At 64.7% G+C, this 12,495-nt stretch carries 14 protein-coding genes and 1 tRNA gene; 6 read left to right on the plus strand and 9 right to left on the minus strand.

Annotation, left to right across the window (positions count from 1 at the left end):
- Positions 1 to 20: 20 nt before the first annotated feature.
- The 7 genes from Q9K02_RS00860 to Q9K02_RS00890 are packed head-to-tail and all read right to left on the minus strand — an operon-like array spanning position 21 to position 4,911.
- Positions 21 to 1,073, minus strand: coding sequence for a glycerophosphodiester phosphodiesterase family protein (locus tag Q9K02_RS00860; protein ID WP_305931173.1), 1,053 nt, complete (start codon positions 1,071 to 1,073; stop codon positions 21 to 23).
- Positions 1,070 to 1,996: a bifunctional riboflavin kinase/FAD synthetase gene (locus Q9K02_RS00865; RefSeq protein WP_305931174.1), complete on the minus strand. Its 927-nt coding sequence runs from the start codon at positions 1,994 to 1,996 to the stop codon at positions 1,070 to 1,072. Before Q9K02_RS00865 ends, Q9K02_RS00860 begins: the two co-directional genes overlap by 4 nt.
- Complete coding sequence (locus tag Q9K02_RS00870; protein WP_305931175.1) at positions 1,993 to 2,499, minus strand: dihydrofolate reductase; 507 nt, start codon at positions 2,497 to 2,499, stop codon at positions 1,993 to 1,995. The genes Q9K02_RS00865 and Q9K02_RS00870 overlap by 4 nt, the downstream gene beginning before the upstream one ends.
- Complete coding sequence (locus Q9K02_RS00875; protein ID WP_305931176.1) at positions 2,496 to 3,554, minus strand: 5-(carboxyamino)imidazole ribonucleotide synthase; 1,059 nt, start codon at positions 3,552 to 3,554, stop codon at positions 2,496 to 2,498. Before Q9K02_RS00875 ends, Q9K02_RS00870 begins: the two co-directional genes overlap by 4 nt.
- Positions 3,554 to 4,048 (minus strand): 5-(carboxyamino)imidazole ribonucleotide mutase, encoded by a 495-nt coding sequence (gene purE / locus Q9K02_RS00880; RefSeq protein WP_305931177.1) that lies wholly within the window; start codon positions 4,046 to 4,048, stop codon positions 3,554 to 3,556. Before purE ends, Q9K02_RS00875 begins: the two co-directional genes overlap by 1 nt.
- Position 4,049: 1 nt before the next feature.
- Positions 4,050 to 4,736 carry a 2,3-diphosphoglycerate-dependent phosphoglycerate mutase gene (gpmA, locus tag Q9K02_RS00885; protein WP_305931178.1) on the minus strand — a complete coding sequence of 229 codons (687 nt, stop codon included), beginning with the start codon at positions 4,734 to 4,736 and terminating at the stop codon, positions 4,050 to 4,052.
- 31 nt (positions 4,737 to 4,767) lie between these two features.
- Positions 4,768 to 4,911, minus strand: coding sequence for a hypothetical protein (locus Q9K02_RS00890; protein ID WP_305931179.1), 144 nt, complete (start codon positions 4,909 to 4,911; stop codon positions 4,768 to 4,770).
- Positions 4,912 to 5,022: 111 nt separating this feature from the next.
- On the opposite strand from Q9K02_RS00890, the gene Q9K02_RS00895 reads away from it, so the two are divergent.
- Positions 5,023 to 5,097, plus strand: a tRNA-Thr gene (locus Q9K02_RS00895).
- 148 nt (positions 5,098 to 5,245) lie between these two features.
- Here Q9K02_RS00895 and Q9K02_RS00900 read toward each other — a convergent pair.
- Positions 5,246 to 6,559, minus strand: coding sequence for a hemolysin family protein (locus tag Q9K02_RS00900; protein WP_305931180.1), 1,314 nt, complete (start codon positions 6,557 to 6,559; stop codon positions 5,246 to 5,248).
- A gap of 191 nt (positions 6,560 to 6,750) precedes the next feature.
- Between Q9K02_RS00900 and Q9K02_RS00905 the strand changes: the two genes are divergently transcribed.
- On the plus strand, positions 6,751 to 7,449 hold the full coding sequence (locus Q9K02_RS00905) for a YiaD family glycine zipper/OmpA-like lipoprotein (protein ID WP_278329487.1): 699 nt from the start codon (positions 6,751 to 6,753) through the stop codon (positions 7,447 to 7,449).
- A gap of 59 nt (positions 7,450 to 7,508) precedes the next feature.
- On the opposite strand, the gene Q9K02_RS00910 is transcribed toward Q9K02_RS00905, so the two are convergent.
- A complete protein-coding gene (locus Q9K02_RS00910; protein ID WP_305931181.1) occupies positions 7,509 to 8,291 on the minus strand; it encodes a 3'(2'),5'-bisphosphate nucleotidase CysQ in 783 nt (260 codons plus the stop codon).
- 119 nt (positions 8,292 to 8,410) lie between these two features.
- Between Q9K02_RS00910 and sucC the strand changes: the two genes are divergently transcribed.
- The 4 genes from sucC to Q9K02_RS00930 all read left to right on the plus strand — a co-directional run bounded on the left by sucC (position 8,411) and on the right by Q9K02_RS00930 (position 12,489).
- Positions 8,411 to 9,610, plus strand: coding sequence for an ADP-forming succinate--CoA ligase subunit beta (gene sucC, locus Q9K02_RS00915; RefSeq protein ID WP_305931182.1), 1,200 nt, complete (start codon positions 8,411 to 8,413; stop codon positions 9,608 to 9,610).
- 192 nt (positions 9,611 to 9,802) lie between these two features.
- Positions 9,803 to 10,549: an electron transfer flavoprotein subunit beta/FixA family protein gene (locus tag Q9K02_RS00920; protein WP_305931183.1), complete on the plus strand. Its 747-nt coding sequence runs from the start codon at positions 9,803 to 9,805 to the stop codon at positions 10,547 to 10,549.
- Between the two features lie 27 nt (positions 10,550 to 10,576).
- Complete coding sequence (locus tag Q9K02_RS00925) at positions 10,577 to 11,506, plus strand: electron transfer flavoprotein subunit alpha/FixB family protein (protein WP_278329483.1); 930 nt, start codon at positions 10,577 to 10,579, stop codon at positions 11,504 to 11,506.
- Positions 11,507 to 11,688: 182 nt separating this feature from the next.
- Positions 11,689 to 12,489: an energy transducer TonB gene (locus tag Q9K02_RS00930; protein WP_305931184.1), complete on the plus strand. Its 801-nt coding sequence runs from the start codon at positions 11,689 to 11,691 to the stop codon at positions 12,487 to 12,489.
- Positions 12,490 to 12,495 lie beyond the last annotated feature (6 nt).

Raw genomic sequence — 12,495 nt, forward strand, 5'->3', positions numbered from 1 at the left:
TTGGCCCCCGGGGTGAAGCGTCAATCGCCCCGCCGCGCCCGCCTGCGCTCCAGCCCGGCCTGCAAGCGCTCGAATTCCTCTGGCGTGCGGTCGTCGAAGCGCTGGATCAGGGCGGGGATCACCGCGAGGCTGTCGTCGCCCATGATATAGCCGTTGAAGCTGGCCGGGATTTCGCCGAGCTGTTCGGGCAGGTCGAGCCCGCGCGGGCGACCTTCGCCCTGCGGTCCGAGCACCACGATGTGCGCGCCGACCGATTCCATGCGTGCGATCATGCGGTTGGGCCAGCCCCAGAACGCCCATTGGTAGTCCAGCGGTACGAAGGCGGTGCCGTTGCGGCAGCTGTCGGGTACATAGCCGCTCCAGCCGAGCAGAAGGTAATCGCGCGAGCATTGCTCGCCCTCCTCCAGCGAGAAGGCCCAGGCATCGGGGAAATGCGTGCGGATGCGGTCCACCGGCGCTTGCGCACCGTAAAACGCGTCGCCGCGCGGGCCGGTGTCGCGATCGGCCGTTTTCATCTTCGCCGCCAGCAGGTCGGCCTCCGCTGGGTTCTTGCTCTTGAAATTGTAGAGCAACTGCGCCCGGCCAGATGCCTGCATCGCTTCCTCGAGCGAGGGAATCGCGCCCACGCCCTGCCCACGGAACGGGAAAGTCTCGCCGCCGTCGGCAGTGTAGCCATAGCCCGCGTCGAGCGCTTTCAGCTCTGCCAGCGTAAAGTCCCGCGTGTCGCCGCTCGCCTCTGTCCGGCAATCGACGGTCCAGTCGTGGAACACCACCATTTCGCCATCGCTGGTCGGCGCGATATCGACCTCTACCAGAGTGGCACCCAGCTTCGCCGTGCGGGCAATCGAGCGGGTGGTGTTCTCCAAGTAATCGTGGACCGGTTGCTCGATCCGCGTGGCCGTGCAATCGTCGCGGCCCAGCCCGGTCTTGTCGTATTGCTGGTAGATTCCGCGATGGGCGATGATCTTGGCCGCGCCCTTGGGTTCGGGCGCAAGCCAGCTGGCATTGACTACGGTCAGGACGAGGAACAGCACCGCGCCCGCCAGGCCGAGAATCTTGAGCCAGCGCTTCACGCGAGCAGTTCTCTCGCCCGGTCGCAGTCACGCTCCATCTGCTCGATCAGCGCATCGAGACTGTCGAACTTCGCCTCGCCGCGCAGGAAGTGGTGGAAGGCCACCTCGATCTCCTGCCCGTAGAGATCGCCGGAAAAGTCGAAGAAATAGGGCTCGAGCAATTCCTTGGGCGGATCGAATTGCGGGCGCACGCCGATATTCGCCGCGCCCTTCAAATCCTGCCCGGTCGAGAGGATGCGCCCGGTGACGGCGTAGATACCGTATTTCGGGCGCAGGTAGTGTTCGATCGGGAGGTTCGCGGTGGGATAGCCGATCTCGCGCCCGCGCTTGTCGCCATGCTGCACGATGCCGCGAATCGCGAAGGGGCGCGTGAGGAGCCGCGCGGCCTCCTGCGGGTCACCTTCGCGCAAGGCATCGCGCACGCGGCTGGAGGAGACGGGCTTGCCATGATCCATCACCGGCGTGGCAGCGCGCGCTTTGATGCCGACCTCGTTGCCGAGACTCACCAGTTTGTCGAAATTGCCTCCGCGCGCCTTGCCGAAAGTGAAGTCCTCGCCCGTGACCACTCCTGCCACACCGAGATGCTCGCCGAGCAGCTTGCGGACGAAATCCTCCGCCGTCGTACCCGCCAGTTCGGCGTCGAAATGGAACACCAGCATCGCGGTGGCCCCGGCGGCAAGGTAGAGTTCCTGCCGCTGTTCCAGCGTCGTCAGGCGGAACGGCGGCGCGTCAGGCTGGAAATGGCGCACGGGATGCGGATCGAAGGTCGCGATGATGCTGGGCCGGCCCTCGGCCCGCGCCCAGTCGATCGCCTGCTGTGCGACCGCCTGGTGGCCGAGATGGAAGCCGTCGAAATTGCCCAGCGCGATCACTGCGCCGCGCAGGCTCTCGGGCAGTTCGTCGCGGTGATCGAGGAACCTCATACCGCGCTTTCGCCGACGCGTTCGTAGGTGAGGAAGGAATAGGCCGGCACGTCGCCCTCGGCTTCGAAATCCTGCCGTCCGGCGATTTCCCATTCGGGGCCGAGCGGCTGCATGAAGACGTCGCCGTCGAATTCCTGGTGGATCTGCGTCAGCTCGACCCGCTCCGCCTGCGGCAGGAAGACATCGAAAATTGCCGCGCCGCCGATGACCGCGATGTCGGTCTCGCCTGCGACGGCAAGCGCTTCCTCGACCGAGCGGACGACTTCCGCGCCGGTCGAATCCCACCGCTCGCGCCGGGTCAGCACGATATGGCGACGGCCGGGAAGCAGGCCGGGCAGGCTCTCGAAGGTCTTGCGGCCCATGATCATCGGCAGGCCCTGCTTGTCCGGCCCCATCGTCAGCGCCTTGAAGCGCTTGAGGTCGGCAGGCAGGTGCCATGGCAGGCGGCCGTCCTTGCCGATCGCGCCATTGGCGGCGCGGGCGTAGATGCAGAACAGGCTCATGCGCGCGTCAGACGTGTCAGATGGCCCATCTTGCGCCCTTCGCGCACCTCGCGCTTGCCGTAATCGTGCAGATGGCTGTCGGCATCGGCGAGGAAGGCGTGCGCACCCTCGATCTCGCCGCCGAGGATATTGCGCATCTCCACGCCCGCCGCGGTGGTGGCGGTATCGCCGAGCGGCAGGCCTGCGACGGCGCGGATGTGATTCTCAAATTGGCTGGTGGCCGCGCCCTCGATCGTCCAGTGGCCCGAATTGTGCACTCGGGGGGCCATCTCGTTGAAGATCGGCCCTTCATGCGTGGCGAAGAATTCGCAGGTCAGCACGCCGACATATTTCAGCGCATCGGCGACTTCGCCCGCCAGCCGCCGGGCTTCGACGACCTGCGCATCGACCAGCTCGCCCGCCGGCCAGAGCGAGGCCGACAATATACCGTCCTCATGCACGTTGCGCGTGCTGTCCCAGAAGCGGATTTCGCCATCTTGCCCGCGGACGAGGATAACGGAGAACTCCGCCCCGAATTCGACGAAGCCTTCGTAGATCAGCGGAGCGTCGGGCAGGCGCAGCGCGTCCGCATCGCGGCTCGATCCGATGCGCCACTGGCCCTTGCCGTCGTATCCGTCGCGCCGGGTCTTGAGGATGCCGGGCGCACCGAGGCGATCAACCGCCGCCATCAGTTCGCCGGGCGAATCGACGCGGGCGTAGGCTGCGGGCTTCCCGCCGAGACCCTCGACGAAGCGCTTCTCGTTCAGCCGGTCCTGCGCCGTTTCCAGCGCGCGCGGATGCGGGAAGATGCGGCCCCCCGGCATCGCCACGGCGGTGGCGATAGGGACATTCTCGAACTCCCACGTCACGACATCGCATTTGGCGGCGAAGGCGGCGAGCGCGGCGGTATCGTCCCAGCGATTGGTGAACACATCGTCGCAGACGTCCGCCGCCACGGTGTCGCCGTCGGGTGCGTAAGCAATGCAGCGATAGCCGAGCTGGACGGCGCTCATCGCCATCATCCGGCCGAGCTGGCCGCCGCCGAGAATACCGATCGTGCCCCCGCGCTTCAGCATCAGTCGACCGGCCGCTCGGTCACGGCTGCGCTGCGCGCTGCGCGCCAATCCTGCAAGCGCTGGGAGAGGGCGGCGTCGTGGTTTGCGAGGATCGCGGCTGCGAGCAGGCCCGCATTGGTCGCGCCCGCCTGTCCGATAGCGAGCGTGCCCACCGGAACCCCGGCAGGCATCTGCACGATGGAGAGTAGGCTGTCCTGCCCCGACAGTGCTTTCGATTGCACCGGCACGCCCAGCACCGGCACATGCGTCAGCGCCGCGATCATGCCCGGCAGATGCGCCGCGCCGCCTGCACCGGCGATGATGACCTCGAACCCGGCCTCGGCCGCGCCCTTGGCGAAATCATACATGCGGTCGGGCGTCCGGTGCGCCGAGACGATCCGCACATCGCTCTCGACCTTGAGCTCTTCGAGCACATCGGCAGCGCAGCGCATGGTGTCCCAGTCGGACTGGCTACCCATGACTATCGCGACTTTCGGCGAACTTGGGGCAGCCATCTTAGCCATCCTTCAGATAGTAGCGCTCGCCCGCGACCTGCGTGCCGTCAAATTCGTAGACGATCGGCTGACCGGTCGGGATTTCGAGGCCGGTGATCTCTTCGTCCGAAATGTCGGAGAGGTGTTTCACCAGCGCGCGCAGGCTGTTGCCATGGGCCGAAATGATGACCGTCTCGCCCTCGCCCAGCTTGGGCAGGATCGCGCTTTGCCAATAGGGCAGCACGCGCTCGATGGTCAGCTTCAGGCTTTCGGTGCGCGGCACCTCGATCTCGGCATAGCGCGGATCGTCTGCCATTTCGAATTCGCTGCCCTGTTCCATTTCGGGCGGCGGCACATCGAAGCTGCGGCGCCAGATATGCACCTGCTCGTCGCCATGCCGGTCGCGGGTTTCCTGCTTGTTGAGGCCGGTCAGCCCGCCGTAATGCCGCTCGTTCAGATGCCAGTCACGGGTGACGGGGATCCATAGCCGATCGCAGGCCTCCAGCGCGATGTTGAGCGTCTTGATCGCGCGCTTCTGCACGCTTGTGAAGGCGGTGGTCGGCAGCACGCCCTTCACCTTCATCAGCTCGCCCGCCTCGCGCGCTTCCTCTTCGCCCTTTTCGGTCAGGTCGACGTCCCACCAACCGGTGAAGCGGTTGGCAAGGTTCCACTCGCTCTGGCCATGGCGGACTAGGATCAGTTTGGACATCGATGCTCCCCGGCTTGCGTGGCCTCGCGCGTTAGCGGGCCCGCCCATCCTTGGAAAGCCCGTCCTCGCCCGAGTCGCGCAATTCGCGCCCTTGTGCCTTGCGGCGGCGGAGGTTCTCGCGAAGTTTCGCGGCGAGGCGCTCTTCGCGGGTCGATTTGTCGGTGTCGGCGCTCATCGCGCAACCTTTTGCCAATTTCGCTGCGCGGCTCAAGCGAAGGTTGACTTTGCTGCCCGCTCTGCCATTAGCGCGCGCCTCCACCCCGCGAGGCTTCTCGCAGGGCCATGTGCTGCTGTAGCTCAGTGGTAGAGCGCACCCTTGGTAAGGGTGAGGCCGGGAGTTCAATCCTCCCCAGCAGCACCATTTTTCGAAGAAAGATGGTTTTCTTGTTTTTCGCATCGACATCCGTCGATGCGTCCTCGCTATGCGTGCAGCAAGCTGCACCCGCTGCGGGCGCGTGGTCACGCTGGCCGGGCCTCCGCCGGCCCGGAACCAGTTCACCTATCTAAACCTAGGCTTCTTCCGCGTTTTCGCTCGCGTCGGACACCAGCAGCTTGTCGATCCGGCGGCCGTCCATGTCGACGACTTCGAATCGCCAGCCCTGATCGGTGAAATACTCGCCCTCCGAGGGGAGCTTCTTGAGGACGTGCAACGCGTAGCCTGCCGCCGTGCCGAACTCGCGGTCTTCGCCATATTCGAGGTCGAGGCGGTCGGCGAGAGCATCGGCGGAGAGTGAGCCGGAGACCAGCAGCGAACCGTCCTCCCGCTCGACCACGCCGGGAGTGTCGCCGGGATCCTGGTCGCTGGCGAAATCGCCGACCAGCGCGGTCAGCAGGTCGACCGGGCTGACGATCCCGTCAAGATGGCCGTATTCGTCATGCACCATCGCCAACGGCACTTCGGCCTGCTGCAGCACGCGCAGTGCATCAACCGCGTCGAGCTGGTCGGGCACGACCTCGGCTTTCTTGAGCAGCGCGACGAGATCGATCGGATCGCCCGCCACCATGCGCGTCATGATATCGCGCACCTTGACCACGCCGATGACCTTGTCGGGCGAGCCTTCGGCCACCGGCATCAACGAGTGGGGGGAGGTTTCGATCGCAGCACGGATCGCGTCCTCGTCCGCTGCGACGTCGAGCCAGTCGATTTCAGGACGCGGGGTCATCACCTCGCGCACCGGGCGCTGGGCGAGACGGACCACGCCCTGGAGCATCTGGTGCTGCTCGTGCTCGATCACCCCGCTCTGCGTGGCTTCGGCGAACAGCATGTGCAGCTCCTCGGCCGTCACTGCCGCCTGCCCGCTCTTTCGCACGCCGAGCAGCTTGATGAGCAGGCCGGACGACGTATCGAGCAACCATACAATGGGCGCGGCCACCTTCGCGAGCAGCGCCATGGGACGCGCCATGACCAGCGAAATCGGCATGGCCGCCCGCAAGGCTATCTGTTTCGGAACGAGCTCGCCCACGACCAGCGTCGCATAGGTGGTCAGCGCGATGACCAGCGCGAAGCCGACCTCCTGCGCATATTCGGCAGGCACGCCCAGCATCGCCAGGCGCTCGCCAACCGGACCGCCGAGACTTGCGCCCGAATAGGCCCCTGAGACGATGCCCACCAGCGTGATGCCGATCTGCACGGTGGAGAGGAACTTGCCCGGATCGGCCGCCAGATCGAGCGCCGTCTGCGCCGCACCACTACCCTTGTTCGCAGCCTGCTGCAGGCGCGAGGTCTTGGCGGAAACGATCGCGAGCTCGCTCATGGCGAAAACGCCGTTGAGCACGATGAGGCCCGCGATGATGAACAGGTCGGTCCAGGGAAAGGGTGTCACGCCGCTGGCGCTAGCACAATTGCACGGCTCTGCCAGCGCCTGCGCGCACTTTCTGTGAAAGCGCCGCGATACTCTCGCTTGGAACGAGGACGGGCAACGACGGTTGATGGGGCACGACGCGGGATGGGCGCGTCCCAAACCGCGTGCGGAATTCCCGGAGGATACCGGGCCGCCTTGAAGGAGGAATGACAATGAAAAAGTCGCGTGTTCTTACAGCCAGCCTCGCAGCCGTTTCGCTGATGACGGTATCGGCCTGCGTTACCGATCCCAACACCGGCGAGCGAAAGGTTTCGCGCACCGTGCTCGGCGGGGCCGGCGGTGCCGTCGTCGGCGGCCTGCTGGGCGGCGTTATCGGCGGCAAGACCGGACGCATCATCGGTGCCGTCGGCGGCGCCGCAGCGGGTGGCTATGTCGGCTATCGCATGGACCAGCAGATCAAGGAACTCGAAGAGCAGACCGCCGGCTCGGGCGTCGATGTCAGCTCGGTCGATGGCGGTGACGCGATTCTCGTCAACCTGCCCGACGGTGTGACGTTCGCCACCGGCAGCTACACCATCACGCCGGGCTTCCGCGACCTGCTCGACCGCGTGGCGGACAGCCTGCGCCAGTATCCGAACAGCCTCGTCGACGTGTACGGCCATACCGACACGACCGGCCCGTCCGATGCCAACCAGCGCCTATCCGAACAGCGCGCCCAGGCGGTCGCCAACTACCTGATCTCACAGGGCGTCGCCTCGTCGCGCATCCGCTGGATGGGCTTCGGCGAAACGCGCCTCGCGGTGCAGACCGCCGACGGCGTGAACGAGCCGCTCAACCGCCGCGTCGAAATCAAGATCATCCCGTTCGACCAAGAAGATGTCGAGGCTGCCCAGCAGTCGCAAGGCTACTGATAGCAGCTGAACAGCAGGGGAAGGGCCGGTCTTCGGATCGGCCCTTTTCTTTGCAGAACCTATTTCTGCCCGATCTGTGCCGCGCGTCCGGCCAACCGCTTGACGGCGGCTCCGTGGATATTGGGCGAGCAAGCCAGCACGCCGAAAGCGCGCGGATCGCGCTTGTTGTAATCGAGCTTCTTGCCGAAGGCATCGGTGACAGCCGCGCCCGCCTCGCGGGCAATCAGCCCCGCTGCGGCGATATCCCATTCGAAGCCCCAGCGCAGCGTCGCGACGAGATCGGCCTCGTCGGCGGCGACCATTGCGATTCGCAGGGCGATGGAATTGGGCTGGTCGACGCAGACGAGGTCGCGGTCGGTCTTAGGTAGCGAGGCCGCAGGCACGCGCGAACCGTCGAACCGATCGCGCATCGATGCCGTCAGGGCCGCGCCATTGCGCTCCGCACCGCGCCCGGCGACCGCGCTCCACATCTCTCCACGCGCCGGGGCGGACAGCATGGCGATCAGGGGTCGCCCCGCGCTGATGAGCGCTACCGACACTGCCCAGCCGCTGCGGCCCCGGATGAAATCGCGCGTGCCGTCCACCGGATCGACCAGCCAGATCAGATCGCATCCCAGCCGCGCCGGATCGTCCGCCGTCTCTTCCGACAACCACCCCGCCGCAGGCAGCAGCGCGCCCAGCTCGCGCTTCAGGAAAGCGTCCACCGCCAGATCGGCTTCGCAAACCGGGCTGTTGGGCTCCTTCTCCCAGCTATGCACGGAATTGCCCGCCCCCGGCCAAAGGTCGTAGGCGATCCGTCCCGCTTCGGAGACGATCGATTCGAGGCGTTGGCTGTCGATCATGAGAGCGGTGTGGCAGTTGCACCCGAACGCGGCACTTTTCAAGCAGGCCTACGTATGCTTATGCGCCCACAAAACTTTCCACCCCCAGCCGCGCATCCGCGCGAAGGACAAACGCTCCCATGAACATTCACGAATATCAGGCCAAGGAACTGCTCGCGAAATACGGCATCGCCGTGCCCACCGGCTATGCCGCGATGACTGTCGAAGAAGCGGTCGAGGGCGCGAAGAAGCTTCCCGGGCCGCTCTATGTCGTGAAGGCGCAGATCCACGCCGGCGGCCGCGGTAAGGGCAAATTCAAAGAGCTTGGTCCCGATGCCAAGGGCGGCGTGCGCCTCTCGAAGAGCGTCGAGGAAGTCGAAGCGAATGCCAAGGAAATGCTCGGCAACACGCTGGTGACGATCCAGACCGGCGACGAGGGCAAGCAGGTCAATCGCCTCTACGTTACCGACGGCGTCGATATCGAGAAGGAATACTACCTTTCGATGCTCGTAGACCGTGCCAGCGGACAGGTCGCCATGATCGCCTCGACCGAAGGCGGCATGGACATCGAGGACGTCGCGCATGAGACGCCCGAGAAGATCACCACCATCACCATCGACCCGGCGCAAGGCTTCATGCCGCACCATGGCCGCGCCGTTGCCTTCGCTCTCAAGCTGACGGGCGATACCAACAAGCAGTGCCAGAAGCTTGCCAAGCAACTCTACACCGCCTTCATGGACCTCGACATGGAAATGCTCGAGATCAACCCGCTGGTGGAAGACAAGGACGGCAACCTCCTCGTCCTCGACACAAAGATGAGCTTCGACGGCAACGCGCTCTATCGCCATAAGGACGTGGAGGAGATGCGCGACGAGACCGAGGAAGACCCGGCCGAAGTCGAGGCCTCCGAATACGACCTCGCCTACATCAAGCTCGACGGCAACATCGGCTGCATGGTGAACGGCGCAGGCCTTGCCATGGCGACCATGGACATCATCAAGCTGAACGGCGCCTTCCCGGCGAACTTCCTCGACGTGGGCGGCGGCGCGACGACCGAGAAGGTCACCGCGGCGTTCAAGATCATCCTCAAGGACCCGGCGGTCGAGGGCATCCTCGTCAACATCTTCGGCGGCATCATGAAATGCGACGTGATCGCCAACGGCATCGTCCAGGCGGCGAAGGACGTGAACCTCTCAGTCCCGCTGGTCGTGCGCCTCGAAGGCACGAATGTGGAAGCGGGCAAGGAAATCCTCGAGAACTCCGGCCTGCCGATCGTCAGCGCCGACGATCTGGGCGACGCCGCCCGCAAGATCGTGGCCGAGGTGAAGAAGGCAGCCTGAACCGGTTCTCTTTTTTCGTACGGCATATCGAAGGGGCGGGCACGCGGCAGCGGGTCCGCCCTTTTCGTTTGCCGCACGGGAACGCCCAGCTTTCCGCGGCTTTCTGAAAGTAAGCATCGCCGACGGCCCACTTGACGTTTACGTAAACGCAAGGTAGGTGGGCCGCGAATTCATTCGAGAGGAAGGAACGCCATGAAAATCCTCGTCCCCGTCAAGCGGGTGATCGATTACAACGTCAAGCCGCGGGTCAAGGCCGACGGCTCCGGCGTCGATCTTGCCAACGTCAAGATGAGCATGAACCCGTTCGACGAAATCGCCGTCGAGGAAGCCATCCGCATTAAGGAAGCGGGCAACGCCGAGGAAATCGTCGCCGTTTCAATCGGCCCGGCGAAGGCGCAGGAAACGCTGCGCACGGCGCTGGCGATGGGCGCCGACCGCGCGATCCTGGTCGAGACGGACGACGAAGTCGAACCGCTGGCGGTCGCCAAAATCCTCAAGGCCATCGCCGAAGAAGAGCAGCCCGGCCTGATCATGCTCGGCAAGCAGGCGATCGACGACGATTCGAACCAGACCGGCCAGATGCTCGCCGCGCTGATGGAGCGTCCGCAGGGCACTTTCGCCAATACGGTCGAAGTCGATGGCGACAGCATCACCGTCAAACGCGAAGTCGACGGCGGCCTCCAGACCGTCAAGCTGACCATGCCGGCCATCGTCACCACCGATTTGCGCCTCAACGAGCCGCGCTATGCTTCGCTGCCTAACATCATGAAGGCGAAGAAGAAGCCGCTCGATACCAAGAGCCCGTCCGATTACGGCGTCGATACCGCGCCGCGCCTCAAGACCACCAATGTCTCCGAACCGCCGGTTCGCCAGGCAGGCGAGAAGGTCGAGGATGTCGATGCGCTGGTCGCCAAGCTGAAGGCGATGGGCGTCGCCTGATCCACTCCAACGAGAAGGAATACGAATATGAAAACCCTCGTTTGGGTCGAACACGACAATTCCACCATGGCCGACGCCACGCTGGCTGCGGTCACCGCCGCATCAAAGCTGGGTGAAGTCCACCTGCTGGTCGCCGGTTCGGGCTGCCGCGCCGTGGCCGATGCCGCCGCCAAGATCGCCGGAGTAGGCAAGGTCCACCTTGCCGACGATCCGGCTTACGAACATGCGCTGCCCGAGAATGTCGCGCCGCTGATCGCCGACCAGATGGGTCATCACGACGCTTTCGTCGCGCCGGCCACCACGACGGGCAAGAACGTCGCCCCGCGCGTCGCAGCGCTGCTCGACGTAATGCAGATTTCGGACATTCTCTCGGTCGAAGGCGATAAGACCTTCACCCGCCCGATCTACGCCGGCAACGCCATCGCGACAGTCGAAAGCACCGAAGACAAGCTGGTCCTGACCGTACGCGGCACCGCTTTCGACAAGGCGGAACCAGAAGGCGGCTCGGGCACGGTCGAGGAAATCTCCGGTCCCACCGATGCGGGTATCTCCAGCTTCGTGAGCGAGGAAATCGCCGAGAGCGATCGCCCCGAGCTGACCAGCGCAAAGATCATCGTATCCGGGGGCCGCGCGCTCAAGGATTCCGAGACCTTCGACGAGATCATCACCCCGCTTGCCGACAAGCTTGGTGCGGGCATCGGCGCCAGCCGTGCGGCCGTCGATGCGGGCTACGTCCCCAACGACTACCAGGTCGGCCAGACGGGCAAGATCGTCGCGCCGGAAGTCTACATCGCCATCGGTATCTCGGGCGCGATCCAGCACCTTGCCGGCATGAAGGATTCCAAGACCATCATTGCCATCAACAAGGACGAAGATGCCCCGATCTTCCAGGTCGCGGACATCGGTCTCGTCGCCGATCTCTACAAGGCGGTGCCGGAGCTGACCGAAAAGCTTTGATCGCCAAGCGATTTTGAATACAGATCCCTCCGAAGCATTGTGTTTCGGAGGGATTTTTAATGGGTCGCCGTTTTTCCTTTTCAGTCGCTCTGGCGGCTCTGTCTTTTACTTGTCTTGCAACAACTGCCGGTGCGCAGGATGCGCCGACAGCATTGCCGCCGTCCAGCAACTGGCACCTCGACATGGCAGAGAACAAATGCCGCCTGCTCCGCACCTTCGGTCCGGAAGACAGCCGGACGATTTTCTTCCTTGAGCAATGGGATCCGTCCATGTCGGCGATCTGGGGGCTTGCAGGCCCGGCGGTCGACGACTTGAGAGTGTCGCGGGACGCTCGCTTCGCCTTCGGACCCGGCGGGGATACGGGCGAATTCCCGGTCGCCGATATGGACCTTGGCGAGCAGAAGCTCGTGAGCGCGACCACTTCGATCGCATTCCACCCCGGCAAGAATGCCGACGGCGAATGGACCGAAGAAGATCGCGATTGGACCAGCGATCCCCGCGGGCTGGCCCATCTCGACGAAGCCAACGCAGCCGGTATTTCGACCTTTACCCTGTCCCAAAGGGGGCGGGACGATATCGTTCTCGACCTCGGTCCGATGGACAAACCGCTGGCGGCGATGAACGTGTGCATGGAGGATCTCGTCACTCACTGGGGATTCGACCCCGAACAGCAACGCACGGTCGTCTCGCCGCCCGAGATCGTGAACATGAAGCGGGTCGTGCGCACGATCCAGTCGGAATATCCTGCGGAGGCTCTGCGCAAGGGGGCGCAAGCCTATTTCGCGCTGCGGCTGACCGTCGACGAGAGCGGAAGAGTAGAAGCCTGCGAAATGCTCAACCAGACCGTGGCCGAGGATTTCGACATGCGGAAGCATCCCTGCTCCGTCATGCAGCGGACTGCGCAGATCGAACCGGCGCGCGATGCGGCCGGCCAGCCGGTGCGGAGCTATCTGGCCCACCGGATATTCTACCGTATCCGATGAGCTGGC

This window comes from Qipengyuania profundimaris (assembly GCF_030717945.1).
Classification (GTDB): Bacteria; Pseudomonadota; Alphaproteobacteria; order Sphingomonadales; family Sphingomonadaceae; genus Qipengyuania; species Qipengyuania profundimaris.